Below are 20225 nucleotides of genomic sequence, written 5' to 3'. Positions count from 1 at the left end.
AATGATGATGCACCAGCACGGAATTGGCGCCTGGCTGGCCAAGCGCCGGCTCAAGTCCCCGGACCAGATCGCGATCATCCACGGCGACCGGTCGCCCATGACGTACCGCCAGTTCGCCGACGCCGCGGACCGGATCTCGGCGGTGCTGCGCGAGCGGGGCGTCGGCAACGGCGACTCCGTCGCCTACCTGGGCGAGAACAGCCCCGAACTCCTCCAGGTGATGTTCGGGGCGGCGCAGGTAGGGGCGGTCTTCGTGCCGGTCAACACCCGACTCGCCGCACCCGAGATCGGCTACGTCCTCGCCGACTGTGCCGCGCGGGTGTTGATCCACGACCCGGACTTCGCGGTGCCGGTGGCCTCCGCCGCGGCGACCGCCCAGACCCCGTACATCATCGTCAACGGTGCGGGCAGCGTGGACCGGCCCGGGCTGGCCCACCTTGCCCGGGTCGCCGCCACCCCGTTCACCGACCACGCCGACACCGCCCACGAGGATCCGGCCGCGATCGTCTACACCTCGGGCACGACCGGCCGGGCCAAGGGTGCGGTGCTGACCCACGGCAACCTCACCTGGGTGGCGCTCAACTGTGTGGTCGACTACGACGTCGTCTCCACCGACGTCGCCCTCATGATCTCGCCGCTGTTCCACGTCGCCTCGCTCGGGATGGGCGCCCTGCCCGTCATCCTCAAGGGCGCCACGATGGTCATCGAGAAGGGCTTCGAGCCGGGCCGCGCGCTCGCGCAGATCGAGCGGCACGGGGTCACCATGCTCAGCGGTGTGCCAACCACCTACCAGCTGCTGGCGGACCACCCCGCCTGGGCGTCGACCGACCTGTCGACGTTGACGAAGCTCACCTGCGGAGGTTCGGCGGTGCCGGCCCGCATCCTCAACGCGTACGAGGCGCGTGGCCTGTCGTTCTCCCAGGGTTACGGAATGACCGAGGCCGCGCCGGGCGCCACCGCGCTGCCGCCCACGATGACCCGCGTCAAGCAGGGCAGTGTCGGTCTGCCGCACTTCTTCACCGACGTGCGGATCACCGATGCGGCCGGTGCGGTGCTGCCCGCCGGCGCTGTCGGTGAGATCGAGGTGGCCGGTCCCAACGTCTTCCCCGGCTACCACGAGTTGCCGGAGGCGACCGCCGAGGCGTTCACGGCCGACGGGTGGTTCCGCTCCGGCGACCTCGGCCACCTGGACGCCGACGGCTACCTCTACATCTCCGGCCGCCTCAAGGACATGATCATTTCGGGAGGCGAGAACATCTACCCGCTCGAACTCGAGCAGCTGCTCACCGAGGTCGACGGGGTGACCTCGGCGGCGGTCATCGGCGTGCCGGACGAGCGTTGGGGGGAGGTGCCGTGGGCGATCGTGACCGTACGGGAGGGGGCGTCGGTGGACACCGCCACCGTTCGGGCCCGCCTGGACGGCAGGATCGCGCGCTACAAGCTCCCGAAGAACGTCGTCATCGTGGACGAGCTGCCGCGGACGGCGTCGGGGAAGGTGCGGAAGGCCGATCTGCGGAACCGGTTCGGCGCCTAGCCGCGGGCCGGGCCGCGACGAGTTCGGCGAATTCCGCCGCGGACGCCTCGGCCAGCTTGTCGTGCATCCGGCGGTAGGTCCGCACCGATCTCGCGGCGGGCCACTCCGCGTCCATGAACTCGGCCGGCAGCCTCGGGTCCGCGCGCAGCAGCGCGAGCCAGTCCGCCACGAGCATGGTTCGTACGGTGAGGGCGCTCGGCGCCATCGCCAGCGCGGACGGGTCGTCCCACACCTCGATGAAGGCGAGGTGCGCGCGTCGGATCGCCTCGATGTCCCAGGCCGCGCGCACGCTCTCGCCGATCGGGAAGCCGGCGAGTTCGCGGGCGTGGAAGGCGACCACGGTGTTGGGTGCGAGGTCCTGCCGCAGCCGCTCCAACGACCCGGCGAGGTCGACCTCGCCGGGCGCCAGCCAGAGCCCGTCCCGGATCGGCGCGAAGCCCTCCCAGGTGAGGGTGGAACGCAGCCGGTGCCGCAGCATCCGCTGGCCCTCCGGGATCGAGAAGGTGACCAGGGTCCACCCGCTGCCCTGTGGGTCGAACGGCCGCGGCCCGCGAACGCGGTACGTCGCCTCGCGCAGCACCGCGGCCCCGTGCTCGGTCAGCGAGAACAGTGTCTCCCGGCCGTTCCTGCTGCGGGCGAGGATGCCGCTGTGCACGAGACGGTCGAGGGTCGCGCGGGTGGCCGGCGCGGCGACGTCCGCGCCTTCCAGCACGTTGATCAGAGCGCTTGCCCGGATGGGTCCCGTGGCGGCGTCGACGACGTGTTCGCCGAAGAAGGCGAGCAACAACTGCTTCGGCTGACGACTACCCACAGCGCTTCCCTTCGGCGAACTCGTTGGCCTGGCCGCCGATCACCGCGCGGATCGCGGGGCCACAGCCTGCCCGCGCTTGGCCCGCTGGATCTGGTCGTAGACGTGCGTCCGCAGTTCCGTGAAACGGGGCAGAGCGCGGGTCGTGATCTGATCGCGCTCCGGCGGCAGGTCGATCGCGAGGTCCTCCTGGACCCAGGTCGGCGACGTGGACAATACTAGAACCCGCTGACCGAGATAGACCGACTCGTCGATGTCGTGAGTGACGAAGACAACCGAGATGGTGCGGCTGGCGTGCAGCTCGCGGACCAGGTCCTCCAGGTCGGCCCGGGTCTGCGCGTCCACGGCGGCGAACGGTTCGTCCATGATCAGGACGTCAGGCTGGTAGGCGATCGCCCGCGCGATCGCCACCCGCTGTTGCATCCCCCCAGACAGCTGCCACGGGTGGCTTCGCGCGGCGTGCGCGAGCCCCACCGCCTCAAGAGCGTCGACGACCAGCTTGTCCCGGGCCGCGCGGGTGAGCTTCTTGTGCCGCAGTGGCAGCTCGACGTTCCCGCGCACTGTCAGCCAGGGGTAGAGGCTGCGACCGTACTCCTGGAACACGACGGCCATGGCCGGGCTGGGCCCGGTCACCGGCGAGCCGTCCATCTCGACCACGCCGCTGGTGGGCCGCAGCAGGCCGGCGAGGCACTTCAGCAGGGTGGTCTTGCCACAACCGGACGGCCCGACGATGCAGACGAGCTCACCGGCGTCCATGGTGAAGCTGATGTCCCCGATCGCCTCGACGGTGCCCGTCGCCGACTCGTAGACCTTCCGCAGGTGCTCCACCCGCAGCAGCGTGCTCCGATCAGGCACGGTTGACCTCCCTGATTCCGTGGTACCAGCGCAGAACACGCCGTTCGACGAGACCGAAAGCTACGGCGAGGAAGACGCCGACGAGACCGAGGAGGAGGATGCCACTCCACATCTCGGCGATCAGGTAGTTGCGCTGGAAGTAGGCGATCCGGTAGCCGAGGCCGGAGGAGGAGGCGAACATCTCGGAGATGACCATCAGGATCAGCGCTACCGAGAGGGCCTGCCGGACCCCGGCCATGATCCGTGGGCTGGCCGCCGGGAGCACGAGGAACCAGAGCCGCTCCCACCAGGTCACCTGAAATGATTCCGCGGTCTCCGTCATGACGCTGTCCGTCCCCCGGACACCCTCGATCGTGTTCAGTAGGATCGGCCAGATCGCGCCGGAGACGATCACGACGATCTTCATGGTGTCGGTGATCCCGAGCAGGAGCATCGCCACCGGAATCAGCACCGGTGGCGGGATGGCCCGGAGGAACTCCAGCAGCGGTTCGAGGAGTTCGCGCAACCAGCGGGTCAGGCCGATGACGGTGCCGGCGGCGATGCCGAGCACGATCGACGCCGCGACACCGAGGCCGAGGCGGGCGAGGCTGGGCAGCACGTCCTCGACGAACGCCGGGCCGATCCAGGTCTCCCTGAAAGCCTCGGCGATCGTCAACGGGTCGGGGAAGAACCGATTCGTCGACCTCGTCGCCACCAGACCCCAGAGCACCAGCAGCAGCGTCGGCAACCCCAACGGGTAGAGCAGGCTCGCCGCGATCCGGGATCCGACCGTCCGGCTGCGTGCCGTGGTGGCGATCCGCCCGGTGTACGCGGTCACAACGGCTCCTCTCCTCGTACCGACTGGTGCCACGACAGCACCCGACGCTCGATGAACCGGAAGACGATGTTCACCATGAGCCCGAGCAGGCCGGTGACCACGACCAGCGCGTACAGGCCGGCGGCGTCTCCGGCGGACCGGGAAAGCTCGATCATGCGCCCGAGGCCGGGGTTACCGATCACCATCTCCGCGGTGATGGCGAGGATGAGCGCCACCGCCGCCGCGAGGCGCAGGCCCGTCATGAGGTACGGCAGGGTGGTGGGCAGGACGAGGTGCGACAACTGTTCCCGCCGGGTCAGACCGAAACTGCGGGCGGTGTCGCGCGCCACCGCATCGACGTCGGCGACACCGTAGATCACCTGCACGAACACCTGCCAGAACGACGCGTAGATGATGATGACGAGGGCGGCCTGCCGCTGGATGCCGAACATCAGCACGGCGAGCGGGATGAGGGCGACCGATGGGATCGGTCGCAGGAACTCGACCATGGTGTGGGTCGCGCGCCGTAGGAACGGCACCAGCCCGACGACAGTGCCGAGGACGACGGCGGCGACCGTCGCCACCGTCAGGCCGATCGCCCAGGACGTCATGGTGCTGCCCAGCCGCCGCCAGAACGCGAGGTCGACGAGCTGCTCGAACAGCCGCGCCAGCACGTCTGTCACGTACGGCAGATACAGCGGGTTGATCAGGCCCAGCGTCGGGATCAGCTGCCAGACGACGAGGAACCCGGTCAGGCCGACGACGCCCAGCACCGCTTTGCGTAACGCGCGCAGGCGTCGGCTGGGGAACACTCGCATGTCACTCCCGTCGTCAGGCGGGCGGCGAGGCCCTCCCCGGTCCGGGGGGTCGGGGAGGGCGGGGACGCGCCAGCTACTGCTGCTGGATGAGACGATCGAAGTTGGGTTGCTTGTCGAGAACCTTGTACTTCTGCGCGAGCTCGGCGAGCGTCTGCAGGCTCGACCGGTCGACCTCCCAACCGAAGGCCGGCAGCCGCACCGACTCGGCCACCGGTGGCGGCAGCTCCAGGTTGTCCTTGATGGCCTGCCGCAGGGATGCCTCGTTGGCGGGGTCCTTGGCCCACTCCAGCGTCTTCTTCATCGCTGCGGTGAAGTCCTCGACCAGCTTGGCGTCCTTCTCGGTGCGTTCCTTGGTGGTGATGGTGGTGAGCGTGGCCAGGCCGGGCACCACCGCCTGGTAGGGCGCGACGATGAAGGTGTCGCCGCGGGTCTTCAGTTGGGTGACGAAGGGCTCCGGCACCCAGGCGGCGTCGATGTTGCCGGATTCGAGTTGGGCCGGGGCGTCTGGGAAGGCGACCTCGACGAACTTGATTGTCGACGGGTCACCGCCGTCCTTCTCGACCGCCGCCATGATCGTCACGTCGCCGGCCGCGCCCAGGCTGTTGACCGAGACCCGTTTGCCGGCGAGGTCGGCCGGTCGTTTGATGCCGGATTTCGCCGAGGCGACCACGGCGTTGATGTCTTCGCCGTCGGCGTACGAGGAGGCGTAGTTGCCGATGATGACGACGCCGAGATCCCGCAGGTCGGCCCGGAACGGGCCGAAGGGCTGGCCGATCGCGAAGTCGATGTCGCCGTTCAAAAGTGCCGGAATGGCCTGCGCGCCGCCCTGGGCGGGCAGTACCTCGACCTGGAGCCCGCGCTCGGCGAAGATGCCTGCCTTGACTCCGCCCCAGAGCGCGGCGGTCTCGGTGATGGGCAGCGCCGCGACCCGGACCTTGCGCAGGTCCCCCGAGGGCTGGTCGGACGTTTTGGACGCGTCGGAGTCGGTACATCCGGTGAGGGCGATCGCGGTAGCGGCGATCAGCCCGAGAGCCATGACCTTCTTCATTGACGAGGCCCTTCCTGGGCGGGGTGGTGGGTGCGTCGGAAGTCGGCGGATGCCTCGGATCTGCAGGTGAACTACCGCTGCGTGGGGGCGCACGCCGCTGTGTTGGCCATGGTCAGTCACCCCGGCATCGAAAGTCAATAATTTCTGACGCCCGTCATGAATAAGTTGAACAACGCTCTGCTGTGGAGGCGTCGCACCGGCTCGCGCTCAGACCTCGGGCAGGCCCACGTAGTTCTCGGACAGGCTCCTGGCGTACGCCTCGGAGGTGGCGACGTACCTCAGCGTGGCGGTCTGCAGCTTCGTCTCGTACGGGTCGTCGCGTTCCAGCCGGTGCAGCATCGAGGTCATCCACCAGGAGAAGTGCTGGGCTCGCCAGACCCGGCGCAACGCTGTGGCCGAGTAGGCATCCAGCAGATCGGTGCGGCCCCCGTCGTACCAGGCGGCGAACGCGTCCCCGAGCAGCGCGACGTCGGCGAGGGCAAGGTTCATGCCCTTCGCGCCGGTGGGTGGGACGATGTGCACGGCGTCCCCGGCCAGGAACAACCGCTCCCACCGCATCGGCTCGACCACGAAGCTGCGCATCGGGGTGATGGACTTCTCCAGGATCGGCCCCTCGTTGAGCGACCACCCCGGCACCGTCTCCAACCGGGCCCGCAGCTCCGTCCAGATCCGCTCGTCCGGCCACGCGGCGATGTCCTCGTCCGGCGCGACCTGTAGGTACAGCCGAGAGATCTCGGGGGATCGCATGCTGTAGAGGGCGAAGCCCCGTTCGTGGTTGGCGTAGATGAGTTCGTCCACCGCCGGCGCCGCGGCGGCGAGGACGCCCAACCAGGCAAAGGGGTACGCCCGCTCGTAGGTGGTCAGCACCCCCTCGGGCACCGCGCCGCGGCTCACTCCATGGAACCCGTCGCAGCCGGCCACGAAATCGCAGTGCAGCTCCTCTTCCCGCCCGTCCTGTCGAAAGTGGACGACCGGCGCGTCCGAGTCGAGACCGTCCAGGCCTGTCGCGTCGGCCTCGAAGAGGATCGAGCCACCGGCCGCGAGTCGGGCGGCGATCAGGTCCTTGACCACCTCCTGCTGCCCGTAGACGGTGATCGCCCGCCCGGTCAGATCCGCCATCGGCACCCGGTGTGACTCCCCGGCGAAGCGCAGCTCGATGCCCTCGTGGCGCAGCCCTTCCCGTCGCAGGCGCTCACCGACGCCGCTGCGGCAGAGCAGGTCGACCGAGCCCTGTTCGAGGACCCCGGCCCGGAGCCGGTGCTCGACGTGCTCGCGGCTGCGGCTCTCCAGCACCACCGACTCGATTCCGCGCAGGTGCAGCAGGTGCGACAGCATGAGCCCCGCCGGCCCCGCCCCGACGATGCCGACCTGGGTACGCATTCCCGGCATGCTCCTCTCCTCCCGGCGTCAGAACGGGTACCGCGTGATGGCGCCCTGCACGGTGAGCCACTGGGTCTCGGTGAACGCCTCGACGTTCGCCGCGGCCCCACCGAACCGAGAGCCGGTGCCGGACGCCCCCACCCCACCGAACGGCGCCACCGCCTCGTCGCTCACTGTCTGATCGTTGATGTGCACGATCCCGCTGGGGATCCGGTCGGCGATGGCCATCGCCCTCATCACGTCGCGGCCCAGGATGCCCAACGACAGGCCGTACTCGGTCTGCCGCGCCAACTGCACGGCCTCGTCCTGGTCGGCGAAGGTGATCACCGGCGCGACCGGGCCGAAGACCTCCTGGGCGTACGCCGGGGTCGCGGGGGTGACGTCGGTGAGCACCGTCGGCCGATAGAACAGCCCCTCGTACGTGCCCCCGGCCGCCAGTCGGGCACCCGCGTCGACGCTCGCCGTGACCAGTGCGTGGACCTTGTCGCGCTGGCGCTCGTCGATGATCGGCCCGAGCGCCACCTGCTCCTTCGCCGGGTCGCCGACCGGCAGGTGGTTCGCCTTCTCCGCCAGCCGCTCGACGTACCGCTCGGACAGACTCTCGTGCACCAGGTGGCGGCCGGTGGTCATGCAGATCTGGCCCTGGTGCAGGAACGACCCCCAGGCGCCAGCGGAGACCGCGAGGTCCAGATCGGCGTCGTCGAGCACGATCAGCGCCGAGTTGCCACCGAGTTCGAGGTGTGCGCGTTTGAGGTGGCGTGCTGCCGCCTCGCCGACCTTGCGGCCGGCAGCGGTCGACCCGGTGAAGCTGATCACCCGTACGTTCGGGTCGGCCACCAGCGCCTCCCCGACCTCGACACCGCCGGGAAGGACGTGCAGCAGCCCGTCGGGCAGGCCGGCCTCCTCGAAGACTCGGGCGATCGAGACACCGCCGCAGACCGCCGTGCGCGGATCGGGCTTGAGCACCACGGCGTTGCCCAGCGCCAGGGCCGGGGCGACGGAACGGGTGGCCAGGATGAGCGGGAAGTTGAACGGCGCGATGACCCCGACGACGCCGACGGGCAACCGGCGAGCCAGGCTGAGCCGCGGTTGCGCGCTCGGGATGATCTCGCCGAGCGGGTGCGAGGCCAGCGCCGCCGCCTCGTAGCATTCCTGCGCCGCGGTGTCGGTCTCGACGCCGGCCTTGGGTGGAATGGACCCGGACTCCCGCACGATCCAGTCGCCGATCTCGGCGGCGTGCCGCTCGAACAGCTGCCCGGCCCGGCGCAGCACCGCGGCCCGCTCGGCGTAGCCGGTGGCGGCCCAGGCGCGCTGAGCGGCAGCGGCGCGAGCGCAGGCGCGCGTCACGTCCTCGGCGTTCGCCACGCCGACCCGGCCGATCTCCTCGCCGGTGGCGGGGGATCGCACCGGTGCCGTGCCGCCGGCCGGTTCCACCCAGCCGTCGCTGTGCAGGGTGCCCTGCCAGGTCGTGACGTCCAGCAGTGTCATGGCGGTCCTCCTCGGAGCGTGGGGCCGGTGGGCTGGTCCCGGGGTGACCGGGCGGACTTCCGCTCATGAAGGGCCCGGAGGTGTTCGCTTACCGAACGGCCGTTCTCTCCATGAACGTTGGCACGTGGTCCCGCTCGCGTCAACGCATCGCCCGGCGTGATTGCCGGTCACTGTGGACGGCGGTCCGGCCTGTCGTTGACGGATGCCGTTCCCCGTCGTACGTTCGAGATGAGTACGGCAGTCCGCATAGCGAACGGCTGGCGGCAGCACGGTTCGCGCAGGAGGCGGGGAGGCCCATGGCGAAGCTCGTCTCGCTGACCGACGGCGTGGCGCACCTGGTCCGCGACGGCGACGTGGTGGCCCTGGAAGGGTTCACGCACCTCATTCCGTTCGCCGCCGGTCACGAGATCATCCGCCAGGGGCGGCAGGATCTGACCCTCGTGCGGATGACCCCCGACGTCATCTACGACCAGCTGATTGGGGCGGGCTGCGCCCGTCGCCTGGTCTTTTCCTGGGGTGGCAATCCGGGCGTCGGGTCGCTGCACCGCTTCCGGGACGCCGTGCAGCACGCCTGGCCACGTCCACTCGAACTGGAGGAGCACAGTCACGCGGGCATGGCCAACCGGTACGTCGCCGGGGCGTCCGGGCTGCCGTTCGCCGTCCTGCGCGGCTACACCGGCACCGACCTGCCCCGGCACACCACCAACATCCGGCCCATCACCTGCCCGTTCACCGGCGAGACGCTGACCGCCGTCCCCGCCCTGCGTCCGGACGTGACGGTGGTGCACGCCCAGCGCGCCGACCGGAACGGCAACGTGCAGATGTGGGGCATCACCGGGGTGCAGAAGGAGGCGGTGCTCGCCGCCCATCGGTCACTGGTCACCGTCGAGGAGATCGTGGACGAGTTGGAACCCGTACCCGGGCAGGTGGTCCTGCCCGGCTGGGCGGTCACCGCGGTGGCCGAGGTGCCCGGAGGCGCGCACCCCTCCTACGCCCACGGCTACTCGGTACGCGACAACGACTTCTACCGCGACTGGGACGCCGTCAGCCGGCACCGCGACACCTTCCGCGCCTGGCTGGACGAGCACGTGCACAAGGCCGGGGCGGCGGCGTGACCGACGAACTGACGACCGGCTGGACCGCGGACGAGATGATGACCGTCGCCGCAGCCCGGCAACTACGCGACGGCGCCGCCTGTTTCGTCGGGATCGGGTTGCCCAGCACGGCGGCGAATCTCGCCCGGGCGACCCACGCCCCGAACCTGGTGCTCATCTACGAATCCGGGTGCCTCGGCGCGAAGCCGGACCGGCTTCCGCTCTCCATCGGAGACGGGATCCTCGCCGACACCGCTGACGCGGTCGTCTCGGTGCCCGAGGTGTTCAACTACTGGCTCCAGCCCGGCCGGATCGACGTGGGCTTCCTCGGCGCCGCGCAGCTCGACCGCTACGGCAACATCAACACCACGGTCGTCGGCGGCGACTACGACGCCCCGACGGTCCGGCTGCCCGGCGCCGGTGGCGCCCCGGAGATCGCCGCCTCCTGCGGCGAGGTCGTGGTGATCGTCCGGCAGGACCTGCGGACGTTCACCGAACGGGTCGACTTCGTCACCTCGGTCGGGTACGGGACGGGCCCGGGCGACCGGGAGCGACTCGGTCTGCGGGGCGGAGGCCCCCGAGTGGTGATCACCGACCTCGGCGTCCTCGAACCCGATCCGGTCACCTGCGAACTCACCCTGACCCACCTGCACCCCGGCGTGACCCGGGAGCAGGCGCGGGCGGCCACCGGCTGGGACCTCGCCGTCGCCGAGGGACTGACAACCGGTGCGCCGCCGACGGCACGCGAACTCGCGGCGCTGCGGGCGCTGGAGGCGACGAAGTCCGACGGGAGACGACCATGACCACGCAGGACACCCAGGCCAGCAGCGGGCTGGTGCTACCGCGGTACCGGCGCGACGACGTCGACGCCCACCCACCCCTGCTCAGCCCCGGCTACAAGTCGACAGTGGCGCGGGCGCCGAGACAGCCACTGGTCTACCTGCCGCAGCGGCTGACCGAGGTCACCGGGCCGTTGCTGGGGGAGGGGCGGCTCGGTGCGCTCGACCACGACCTGACCCGCCAGCACGACGGTGAGCCGCAGGGACAGCGGATCATCGTGCACGGGCGGGTCCGCGACGGTGACGGCCGACCGGTGCCCCACACGTTGGTCGAGATCTGGCAGGCCAACGCCGCCGGTCGGTACCGCGACGCACGGGACACCTGGCCGGCGCCGCTCGACCCCCACTTCGAAGGGGTGGGTCGGGCGCTCACCGACGACCAGGGGCGCTACCGGTTCATCACCGTGCAGCCCGGCGCCTACCCCTGGCGTAACCACGACAACGCCTGGCGGCCGGCGCACATCCACTTCTCCCTCTTCGGCCGCGCGTTCACCCAGCGGCTGGTGACGCAGATGTACTTCCCGGGCGACCCGCTCTTCTTCCAGGACCCGATCTTCAACGCGGTCCGCGACCCGAAGGCCCGGGAACGGATGATCGCCCGGTACGACCACACCACCACCGCACCGGAGTGGGCGCTGGCGTACGAATTCGACATCGTGTTGCGCGGCCGGGAGAGCACCCCTTTCGAGGACGAGGACGACGATGAGTGAGCAGTTGGGCGTCATGCCCGCGCAGACCGTCGGGCCGTACCTGCACATCGGCCTGCGCTGGCCCGACGGCCCGTACGTGGTGCCCGAGGGCACGCCGGGCGCGTTCTGGATCAGCGGTCGGATCGTCGACGGCACCGGGACGCCGGTGGTCGACGCGATGGTGGAGAGCTGGCAGGCCGACCCGGAGGGCCGGTTCGACCATCCGGACGACCCCCGGGGGGCCCGGCCGTCCGCGCTCGCGGGTTTTCGCGGATTCGGGCGGAGCGAGACCGACGGGCAGGGGTGGTACCGGCTGCTGACCGTCAAGCCCGGTGCGCTGCCCGAGCCGGACGGCGGCACCGAAGCCCCCCACCTGACCCTGTCGGTCTTCGGGCGCGGGCTGCTGCACCGCCTCGTCACCCGGCTCTACTTCCCCGACGAGTCGCCGGCGAACGCCGCCGACCCCGTGCTGCGCAGCGTCGACGCCGACCGCCGTGGCACTCTGCTGGCGAGTCCCGCCGTGGACGGGTTCCGGTTCGACATCCACCTTCAGGGCGACCATGAGACCGTCTTCTTCGCCCTCTGACGGCCTGCTCGGCGGCCTCTCCGGTGCCTCGGACGTCGACGCGGAACTCAGCGACCAGGCCCTGCTCCAGGCGATGCTCGACGTGGAGGCCGCGCTCGCCCGGGCCGCGGCGGACGCCGGCATCGTGCCCGTGCCGGCGGCCGAGGCGATCGTCGAACAGTGCCGCGCCGAGCGATACGACCCGGCGGCGCTGGGCCGGGCCGCCGACGCCACCGGCAACCCGGTCGTCCCGCTCGTGGGAGAGCTGACCGCCGCCGTGCCGGAGCACGCCCGATCCTGGGTGCATTGCGGAGCGACCAGCCAGGATGTGCTGGACACCGCGCTGGTCCTGGTGGTGGTGCGGGCGCTCGGGCCGCTGCTGGCTCACCTCGACGGGGCAGTGGACGCCGCCGCCCGGCTGGCCCACGCCCACCGGGACACCGTGATGGTCGCCCGGACACTCGGGCAGCAGGCGGCACCCAGCACCTTCGGGCTCAAGGCCGCCGGCTGGTTGACCGGTCTGGTCCAGGCCCGGGACCGACTGCGTCAGGTCCGCGCCGCACAGCCCGCGCAACTCGGCGGCGCGGTCGGCACCCTGGCCGCGTTCGGCCCGGCCGGCGCCGAGGTCACCGAGCGTTTCGCGGCGCACCTGGGCCTCCCGCCCAGCCCGCTGCCCTGGCACACCCGCCGTCAACCCTGGCTCGACCTGGCCGCCGCCCTCGGTGGGGTCCTGGTGGCCGCCGGCAAGGTCGCGCTCGACGTCGGGTTGCTCGCCCAGAACGAGGTGGGTGAGGTCGCCGAGGGCGGCGCCGGACGAGGCGGCTCCTCGGCCATGCCGCACAAGCGCAACCCGGTTGACTCGATCCTCGTCACCGCCGCGGCGCGACGCGGTCCGGGTCTCGTCGCCACCCTGTTCGCCGCGGCGGTGCAGGAGCACGAGCGGGCCGCGGGCGGCTGGCACGCCGAGTGGGAGCCGCTCCTCGATCTGCTGCACGTGACCGGTGGCGCCACCGCCCGGTGCGCCCGGATGCTGACCGGGCTCCAGGTCCGTCCGGAGCGGATGCGGGAGAACCTCGACGCGACCGGCGGCCTCCTGCTCGCCGAGGCGGTCGCCGCGCGCCTGGCGCCCGCCGTCGGCCGCCGCGTCGCACACGATCTGGTGACCCGCGCCGCCGCCGAACCCTCGTTCCGCGCCGCGCTGCTCGCCGACCCCGAGGTCCGCGCCCACCTGTCCGACACGGACCTGGCCGAGGCGCTCGACCCGTACCGCTGGCTCGGCTCGGCCGGCCGGTTCGTCGACCGTGCCCTGGCCGCCGTCCGGGGAGCGGGCGGATGACCACCCGGTTGCATCTCACCGTCGACGGCCCGGCCGCCGCGCCGGTGCTGCTGCTGGGCAGTTCCCTCGGCACCGCCGCCGCGATGTGGGAACCCCAGGTGTCGGCGCTCGCCCAACGGTTCCGGGTCATCCGGTACGACCACCTGGGCCACGGCCGCTCGGCGGTGCCGCCCGGGCCGTACACGTTGGACCTGCTGGGCCGGGAGCTGCTGCGGACGCTGGACGACCTCGACGTGCCGTGGGTCCACTACGCGGGGTTGTCCCTCGGGGGCATGGTGGGCATGTGGCTCGCCACGTACGCGCCCGACCGGGTGCGGCGGCTGGCGCTGCTCTGCACGTCGGCGTCGCTCGGCCCACCCGAGCAGTGGCGGGCACGAGCCGCGACGGTCCGGGCCGAGGGAATGCCGGCGATCGCCGACGCGGTGGTGGCCCGCTGGTTCACCCCGGCCTTCGCCGCCGCCCGGCCGGAGGTGGTCGCCACCCACCGCGCCATGCTGACCGCGACGTCGCCGGCCGGATACGCCGCCTGCTGCGAGGCGATAGCCGCGATGGACCTCCGACCCGACCTCGGCCGGCTCGCCGCGCCGACGCTGGTCATCGCCGGCGCGGACGACCCGGCCACCCCGGTGGAGCACGCCCGCGAGATCGTGGGGCGCATCGCACGGGCCCGGCTGGCCGTGGTCGACGCGGCGGCGCACCTGGCCAACGTCGAGCAACCCGAGCAGGTGTGCCGACTCCTGTTGGAACACTTCCACGAGGGACGTGGTGACTGATGAACGACCGCGAGCGGCACGAGGCGGGCATGACGGTACGTCGACAGGTGCTGGGTGACGCGCACGTGGACCGGGCGATCGCCGGCACGGACGAGTTCACCGCCGACTTCCAGGACTTCATCACCCGCTACGCCTGGGGGGAGGTGTGGAGCCGGCCGGGCCTCGACCGGCGGACCCGTAGTTGCGTCACCCTCGCCGTGCTCGCCACCCTGCACCACGACGAGGAGTTGGCGATGCATGTCCGGGCCGCGCTGCGCAACGGGCTCAGCCCGGAGGAGGTGGCGGAGGTCCTGCTCCAGGTCGGCGTCTACGCTGGTGTACCGGCGGCGAACCGGGCGTTCAAGGTGGCCCGGGAGGCCCTGCGGCAGGAGGCCGGGTGAGCGTGAGCGATGAGGCGACGAGGTCGCCGGAGTTCGTTCAGTCGCTGGAGCGCGGTCTCGCGGTGATCCGGGCGTTCGACGGCGAACATCCGCAGCTCACGCTCAGCGAGGTGGCCAGGCGGACCGGGTTGACGCGGGCCGCGGCGCGCCGGTTCCTGCTCACCCTGGTCGAGTTGGGCTACGTGCACACCGACGGCCGGCTCTTCTCGCTGCGGGCCCGGATCCTCGAACTCGGCTACGCCTACCTGTCCAGCCTGAGCCTGCCCGAGGTCGCGCGGCGGCACATGGAGGCGCTGGTCGCGCAGGTGCACGAGTCCTGCTCGGTGTCGGTGCTCGACGGCGACGAGGTGGTCTACGTCGCCCGCGTGCCCACCAAGCGGATCATGACCGTGGGGATCAGCGTCGGCACCCGGTTCCCCGCGTACGCCACCTCCATGGGCCGGGTGCTGCTCGCCGCGCAACCGGTGCAGTGGCTGGACGACTACCTCGCCAGCGCGCAGCTGCGGCCGCTGACCCGGCGCACCGTCACCGACCCGGCCAAGCTGCGCGCCGTCCTGACGAAGATCGCCGCTCAGGGGTACGCCATCGTGGACCAGGAGTTGGAAGAGGGGCTGCGTTCGGTGGCCGCGCCGATCCACGGCGAGAACGGGTCGGTGATCGCCGCGGTGAACGTCTCCGCGCACGCCAGCCGGGGGTCCTTCGAGATGATCCGTCGAGAGCTGCTCCCGCCGCTGCTGGCCGCCGCCAAGCGGATCGAGGAGGACGTCCGGGGCGGCCTGAGCCGGTCACCGACGGCCGGCGGGCTCAGCTCAGCTTGAGGGCCGGCGCGGTGACGACCCGCGCCGGACGCCGCAGGTACCACTCGGCCACCGCAAGGTTGATCAACCAGCCGGCGACCACCAGCCCGGCCCGGACGTTCCCGTCGGGCTGCTCGCCGGTCGCGATGAGGTACGGCGCGTGGGTGAACGCCTGGGTGCCGGCACCGAGGCCGATCGCGTAACCGCGCGCCATCCACCTGCGGTGCCGGGCGATGTCCCGGCGTAGCACGGCGGCGAGGCCGAGCAGGATCGCGCCGGCCATGGCCGAGCCGAAGACGAGGCGCATGCCGGCGAGCACGTCGTTGTCATGGGCCGGCAGGTCGTACGCGACGGCCATCCACAGGCCGGTGAAAGCGACCGTCAGCCCGCAGGGGACGAGCGCGCGGCCGGCACGGCGGTGCCAAGAGTGGCGGCGCAGACGGGGCACGAACTGGAACGCGCCGAGGATCGTGTAGACCACCGCGCCGACGATGTGCAGCACCACCGGCAGCGGATCGGCGACGAAGCGCGCATTGGCCGGGGTGACCTCCGGTCCGCTGCCCAGCTCGGTGAGGCGTCCCGTGCCGGCGAGCATCGGGATCAGGCCCAGCAGGATCAACGCGGCCGGTAGCCGCCACTCGCGCATCGTCATGCCACCGATGGTGGGCGCCGCACCCGCCCTCGCTCATCGGCACAAGGGCCGCGATCGGATCGGCCCATGGTCGGACGCCGTCGTCGTACTTCCGCCGGTCACCAGTGCCGTCGGCGGCGGTTGGTCTCGTACGCCCACATCGCCAACTCGACCCGGTTACGCACCCCCAGCTTGGTCATCAAGCTGGTGACGTGCGACTTGACCGTGCTCAACGTGATGTAGAGCTCGTCGGCGATCTCCTGATTGGTGCGTCCCCGCGCGACGGCGACCAGGACCTGCTCCTCCCGGTCGGTGAGCGCCTCGATGGGCTGCGTGCGTGGTGCGGCCGGATCCGCGTCGGCGAACGCCTTCAGCAGCCGCGTGGTGACGCTCGGCGCGATCAGCGCGTCCCCGTTGGCGGCGGCGTGCACGGCCTGGCTGAGCAGGTCAGGTCCGGCCTCCTTGAGCAGGAAGCCGCGGGCGCCGGCCCGCAGCGCCGCGTACACGTACTCGTCGAGGTCGAAGGTCGTGATGACGACCACCGCGAGCGGCTCCGGGACCGTTGGCCCGGCGAGCGCCCGGGTGGCCTCGATGCCGTCCATGCCCGGCATCCGAATGTCGAACAGACACACGTCGGGGCGGAGCCGCCGGGCGAGTTCGACCGCCTCGCGGCCGTCGCCGGCACCACCGACGACCTCGATGCCGGGCTGCGTGTTCAGGATGATGGTGAGGCCGGTACGGACGATCTCCTGGTCGTCCGCCACGAGCACGCGAACCGTCACGCGCCGACCCCCTCGCGCGGAAGCACGGCCGTGACGGTCCATCCGCGGTCGGGATCGGGGCCGGCCTCGCAGGTGCCGCCGAGCAGGTCGGCGCGCTCCTTCATTCCGACCAGGCCGAAACCGGGCGGGCCGGTCGGACGGGCGGCGCCGGCCTCGCCATCGTCGCTGACCCGCAGGCGCACGGACGTCTCGTCGGCCGCGACGCTGACCTCGATGCGGGTGGCGTGGCGGGCGTGGCGACGGGCGTTGGTGACCGACTCCTGGGCCAGGCGGTAGAGCGCGGAGCCGACCGTGGGCGGAAGGTCGCCGAGGTCGCCGCACAGCTCCACGTCCACGGCGGGCCCGGTGCGGAACTGGCCGGCGAGCCGCCCGATGTCGGCGACCTGCGGGTTGGGCGCCAGGTCGGCGGGCTCGTTGCGGCGCAGGACGCGGACCATCGCGCGCATCTCGGCCAGGGCACGGGACGCCTCGGCCTCGATGGTGTGCAGCGCCTCGACGGCGGCACCCGGCTGGGTCGCCGACGCGGCGATGCCGGCCTGGGCGCGGATCGCCATCGCCGACACGTGATGGGCCACCGTGTCGTGCAGGTCGCGGGCGAGGCGTTCACGCTCCAACAGCTTCACCCGATCGAGCTCGCGCAGCCGGGCGGCGGCGCGGAAGCGGATGGCGACACCCAGCGTGGCGGCGGCGAACATCACCGCGAAACCGGCGACCAGTTCACCGCCGTCGACCGGGCCGACCAGACCGGCGGCGGTCACCTTGGCCACCACGAAGAACGAACCGAGCACGGCTTCCCGGCCGGATCCCCAGCGGAACAGCGCGTAGACCAGGAGGACCAGGAAGCTCGCCGTGAACAGCTGGCAGGGATCGCCGGGCAGCACGAACGGCGCGACCGTCGTGCAGCCGAACGCGATCACCACCATCGCGAGCGGCGCCCTACGCCGCCACAGGAGCGTGGGCAGCAGCGCGAGCGCGACGACGACGCAGCCCACCCGCCAGGGCAGATCGGGTCGGAAGAAACCTTCCACCACGATCGCCGGCCCGAGGACGACGATCACCGCCCAGTCGCGCCATGTCCGCGACGGGGCGGGGGAGACACGCGGCTCGGTCAACACCGCGTGCAGGCGAGCGTGCATGGCATTCATCGTACGAACGGTGGTGCGACTCCAGATCGTCCCAAAGTACGAGGCGGGTGGCCCGGTTGCCGGTCGATGGGTTCGATCACGGGAGCTGGAGTTTGGCGCGGACGGCGGCGGCATCCGCGTGGTCGAGGGCCGTGAAGATGTCAAGTGCCCGCTGCCAGTCGGCCCGGCCGGAGGTGGGGTCGCCGAGAGCGTGGCGGGTGTCGCCGAGCCGGCTGAGGGTGTCCGCCTCGCCCCAGCGGTCGCCGAGATCGCGGGTCAGCTCAAGCGTGCGCTCGTAGCACTCCACGGCCCGGCCGTACTGACCGAGGTGATGGTGGGCGAAGCCGAGACTGTCCCAGGTGGCGGCCTCGCCGGCCCGGTCGTCGAGCTGTTGGAGGAGTGCGAGTGCCTGCTCGCAGTACGCCAACGCCCCGCGGTGCTCGCCGAGCTGGGCATGGCACCAGCCGACCGCGTTGAGCGCGTCGGCCTGGGCCCGGCGATGGCCGGCGGCCCGGGCCAGGACGAGGGTCCGCTGCGAGTGCTCAAGGGCCTTCCGTGGCTCGCCCTGCCGGTCCCACAGCGAGGCGAGGTTCTGGTGCGTACGCGCCTCGCCCTCGGTGTCTCCAGCGCGGACGTACAGGTCGAGGGCCTGTTCGAGGTGGCTCAGCGCGTCGGCGTACTGGTTGACCACGGTGTGGGCGCCGGCGAGGAAACGGTGCGCGACCGCCTGCGCGACCGGGTCACCGAGACGCTCGGCGGCGAGCAGGGCCGCCCGACAGGTCTCGACGCGATCCTGCCAGTGCCCCTGCCGGTCCAGGAACGTGTCGAGGGCCCGCCCCAGCCGCCAGGTGTGCGCGTCGAACCCGGCACCGGCGGCCTGGCGGAGCGCGGCGAGCAGGACCGGGTGCTCGGCGGTCAACCAGGCCATCGCCTCCGCGTGGGTGGTGGGCCACTCAGGACGTACGCCGGCCGCGGGCGGGGTCACGAGGTGGTCGACCGGGTCGCTGTGTGGGCGCAGCAGGGCGTCGGCGGTGTGGGTGGTGTGGGTGTAGTGGTCGAGAAGCCGGATCGTCGCGGCCCGGCGGTCCGGCTCGGGGTCGGTGCCGTCGCTGAGTTCGGCGGCGTACGCCCGCAACAGGTCGTGTGCCGTGAACCGGCCGGGCCGGTACTCCGCGAGCAGGTTGGCGCGGGTCAGCTCGGTCAGCAACCGGCGGGTTCCGTCCGCCGGAAGACCGGCCAGGCTCGCCGCCGCCGCCACCGTGATGTCCGGGCCGGGGTGCAGGCTCAGTAACCGGAACAGGCCGGCCGCCGGCGGGGTGAGCGCGGTGTACGACCAGGAGAACACCGCACGTACCTCACCGACCGCGTCACCCGCGTCCAACACACCGAACCGCCGACCGGCCGTCCCCAACTCGGTCGCGAGGGTGGCCAGCGGGAATCCGGACTGCTGGGCTCTGGCGGCGACGATGCTCAACGCCAGCGGTAGCCGGGCGCAGGCGGCGATGATCGCCTCGGCGGCCACCGGCTCCGCGGCCACCCGTTCGGCACCGAGCCGATTGGTGAGCACGTGACGTGCCGCATCGCGGCTGAGCAGGCCGAGCGGGATCGGGTGCGCGCTGTCGAGGCTGACCAGCGAGGTGAGCTGGTTGCGGCTCGTCACCAGCACCACGGTGGTGGACGTGCCGGGCAGCAACGGACGGACCTGTTCGGCGTCCCGCGCGTTGTCCAGCACGATGAGGACCCGCTTGCCGGCCAGCGCGCTGCGGTACAGGGCGGCCTGCGCGTCGAGGTCGGCGGGCACCCGGGCGGCCGGCACCTCGAGCGCGTCCAGGAAGCCGTGCAGTGCCTTCGCCGCGCTCAGCGCCTGCCCGCGCGGGTCGAAGCCCCGCAGGTTGACGTAGAGCTGACCGTCGTCGAACCGATCGGCGACCCGATGCGCCCAGTGCACGGCCAGGGCGGTCTTGCCCACCCCGGCGGTACCCGAGATCGCGGCGACCACGACGGCGGTGGGCGCGGCGACGAGCTTGTCGAGAAGGGCCAACTTGTCCTCACGCCCGGCAAGGCTGGCCACGTCGGCGGGCAACTGCCGGGGCACCATCCGGGCGGGTGCGCGTGGCGCGCGGCGGCGACTCTCCTCGATGCGGTCCCGGGCGGTGGCCAGCGCGCCCTGCTCGGCCGGCGTGGCACCGAGGAGCCGGACCAGCGCGTCGAGCCGGTCGGTCGGTGGCAGCGTCTTGCCGGTGAGGTATTCCGCGACAGCGGTGTGCGACCAGCCGGTACGGGCGGCCAACTCCCGATAGGTCAGCTCACTGTCGCACTGTTGGCGGGCGTGCCTGCGTCGTAACGCCCGCAACAACCCGGCGAGGTCGTCGGACGTGTGCGCCCCCGCAGCATCCAGCGCCCCGCCCCCCACCGTCGACAATCGACGTTCGTCAGTGTACGGCGGTGTACGGAATCCCGGCCAGAGGCTCGGCCAGATCGGCGATCC

At 71.7% G+C, this 20225-nt stretch carries 20 protein-coding genes; 9 read left to right on the top strand and 11 right to left on the bottom strand.

Translation table 11 applies throughout. The features are described from left to right. Positions 1-7: 7 nt before the first annotated feature. Entirely contained in the window at positions 8-1534 is a 1527-nt protein-coding gene (locus ACFYP0_RS06075; protein ID WP_386994687.1) for an acyl-CoA synthetase, read from the top strand. On the opposite strand, the gene ACFYP0_RS06070 is transcribed toward ACFYP0_RS06075, so the two are convergent. From ACFYP0_RS06070 to ACFYP0_RS06040, 7 genes are all read right to left on the bottom strand, one after another. After that, positions 1458-2345, bottom strand: a complete 888-nt coding sequence (locus ACFYP0_RS06070; protein ID WP_386994685.1) for a PaaX family transcriptional regulator — start codon at positions 2343-2345, stop codon at positions 1458-1460. The genes ACFYP0_RS06075 and ACFYP0_RS06070 overlap by 77 nt on opposite strands. A gap of 39 nt (positions 2346-2384) precedes the next feature. Further along, complete coding sequence (locus ACFYP0_RS06065; RefSeq protein WP_124860935.1) at positions 2385-3197, bottom strand: ABC transporter ATP-binding protein; 813 nt, start codon at positions 3195-3197, stop codon at positions 2385-2387. Continuing rightward, a complete protein-coding gene (locus ACFYP0_RS06060) occupies positions 3190-4014 on the bottom strand; it encodes an ABC transporter permease (protein WP_386994684.1) in 825 nt (274 codons plus the stop codon). Before ACFYP0_RS06060 ends, ACFYP0_RS06065 begins: the two co-directional genes overlap by 8 nt. Continuing rightward, positions 4011-4811 (bottom strand): ABC transporter permease, encoded by an 801-nt coding sequence (locus ACFYP0_RS06055; protein WP_386994682.1) that lies wholly within the window; start codon positions 4809-4811, stop codon positions 4011-4013. The genes ACFYP0_RS06060 and ACFYP0_RS06055 overlap by 4 nt, the downstream gene beginning before the upstream one ends. Positions 4812-4884: 73 nt before the next feature. After that, the gene (locus tag ACFYP0_RS06050; protein ID WP_386994680.1) at positions 4885-5859 is read right to left on the bottom strand and encodes an ABC transporter substrate-binding protein; all 975 of its coding nucleotides are present in this window, start codon (positions 5857-5859) and stop codon (positions 4885-4887) included. Positions 5860-6066: 207 nt separating this feature from the next. Beyond that, entirely contained in the window at positions 6067-7248 is a 1182-nt protein-coding gene (locus ACFYP0_RS06045; protein ID WP_386994677.1) for a 4-hydroxybenzoate 3-monooxygenase, read from the bottom strand. An 18-nt stretch (positions 7249-7266) separates the two neighbouring features. Next, positions 7267-8727, bottom strand: a complete 1461-nt coding sequence (locus tag ACFYP0_RS06040; RefSeq protein WP_386994675.1) for a benzaldehyde dehydrogenase — start codon at positions 8725-8727, stop codon at positions 7267-7269. A gap of 296 nt (positions 8728-9023) precedes the next feature. On the opposite strand from ACFYP0_RS06040, the gene ACFYP0_RS06035 reads away from it, so the two are divergent. Genes ACFYP0_RS06035 through ACFYP0_RS06000 form a run of 8 tightly spaced genes read left to right on the top strand, consistent with a single transcriptional unit; the run spans position 9024 to position 15221 of the window. Continuing rightward, positions 9024-9842, top strand: coding sequence for a CoA transferase subunit A (locus ACFYP0_RS06035; RefSeq protein ID WP_386994673.1), 819 nt, complete (start codon positions 9024-9026; stop codon positions 9840-9842). After that, on the top strand, positions 9839-10624 hold the full coding sequence (locus tag ACFYP0_RS06030) for a CoA-transferase subunit beta (protein WP_449289054.1): 786 nt from the start codon (positions 9839-9841) through the stop codon (positions 10622-10624). The genes ACFYP0_RS06035 and ACFYP0_RS06030 overlap by 4 nt, the downstream gene beginning before the upstream one ends. Continuing rightward, the gene (gene pcaH, locus ACFYP0_RS06025; protein WP_386994671.1) at positions 10621-11370 is read left to right on the top strand and encodes a protocatechuate 3,4-dioxygenase subunit beta; all 750 of its coding nucleotides are present in this window, start codon (positions 10621-10623) and stop codon (positions 11368-11370) included. The genes ACFYP0_RS06030 and pcaH overlap by 4 nt, the downstream gene beginning before the upstream one ends. Beyond that, on the top strand, positions 11363-11935 hold the full coding sequence (gene pcaG, locus ACFYP0_RS06020; RefSeq protein WP_355496791.1) for a protocatechuate 3,4-dioxygenase subunit alpha: 573 nt from the start codon (positions 11363-11365) through the stop codon (positions 11933-11935). Before pcaH ends, pcaG begins: the two co-directional genes overlap by 8 nt. Continuing rightward, positions 11910-13250, top strand: coding sequence for a 3-carboxy-cis,cis-muconate cycloisomerase (pcaB, locus tag ACFYP0_RS06015; RefSeq protein WP_386994669.1), 1341 nt, complete (start codon positions 11910-11912; stop codon positions 13248-13250). Before pcaG ends, pcaB begins: the two co-directional genes overlap by 26 nt. Beyond that, a complete protein-coding gene (gene pcaD, locus ACFYP0_RS06010; protein ID WP_386994666.1) occupies positions 13247-14023 on the top strand; it encodes a 3-oxoadipate enol-lactonase in 777 nt (258 codons plus the stop codon). Before pcaB ends, pcaD begins: the two co-directional genes overlap by 4 nt. Beyond that, positions 14023-14403 carry a 4-carboxymuconolactone decarboxylase gene (gene pcaC / locus ACFYP0_RS06005; RefSeq protein WP_386994664.1) on the top strand — a complete coding sequence of 127 codons (381 nt, stop codon included), beginning with the start codon at positions 14023-14025 and terminating at the stop codon, positions 14401-14403. Before pcaD ends, pcaC begins: the two co-directional genes overlap by 1 nt. Further along, entirely contained in the window at positions 14400-15221 is an 822-nt protein-coding gene (locus ACFYP0_RS06000) for an IclR family transcriptional regulator (RefSeq protein WP_386994662.1), read from the top strand. The genes pcaC and ACFYP0_RS06000 overlap by 4 nt, the downstream gene beginning before the upstream one ends. On the opposite strand, the gene ACFYP0_RS05995 is transcribed toward ACFYP0_RS06000, so the two are convergent. The 4 genes from ACFYP0_RS05995 to ACFYP0_RS05980 form a co-directional block, all read right to left on the bottom strand. Further along, positions 15208-15852 carry a DUF2306 domain-containing protein gene (locus ACFYP0_RS05995; protein WP_355496805.1) on the bottom strand — a complete coding sequence of 215 codons (645 nt, stop codon included), beginning with the start codon at positions 15850-15852 and terminating at the stop codon, positions 15208-15210. The genes ACFYP0_RS06000 and ACFYP0_RS05995 overlap by 14 nt on opposite strands. 98 nt (positions 15853-15950) lie before the next feature. Further along, complete coding sequence (locus tag ACFYP0_RS05990; RefSeq protein ID WP_355496808.1) at positions 15951-16613, bottom strand: response regulator transcription factor; 663 nt, start codon at positions 16611-16613, stop codon at positions 15951-15953. After that, positions 16610-17749, bottom strand: coding sequence for a sensor histidine kinase (locus ACFYP0_RS05985; RefSeq protein ID WP_386994659.1), 1140 nt, complete (start codon positions 17747-17749; stop codon positions 16610-16612). The genes ACFYP0_RS05990 and ACFYP0_RS05985 overlap by 4 nt, the downstream gene beginning before the upstream one ends. Before the next feature lie 85 nt (positions 17750-17834). After that, positions 17835-20150, bottom strand: coding sequence for an ATP-binding protein (locus ACFYP0_RS05980; protein ID WP_355497129.1), 2316 nt, complete (start codon positions 20148-20150; stop codon positions 17835-17837). Between the last annotated feature and the right edge of the window lie 75 nt (positions 20151-20225).

Source organism: Micromonospora arida (assembly GCF_042873195.1).
Classification (GTDB): Bacteria; Actinomycetota; Actinomycetes; order Mycobacteriales; family Micromonosporaceae; genus Micromonospora; species Micromonospora arida.
Note: the sequence above shows the minus strand (reverse complement) of the source record. Positions and strands in the feature narration are given on the sequence as shown.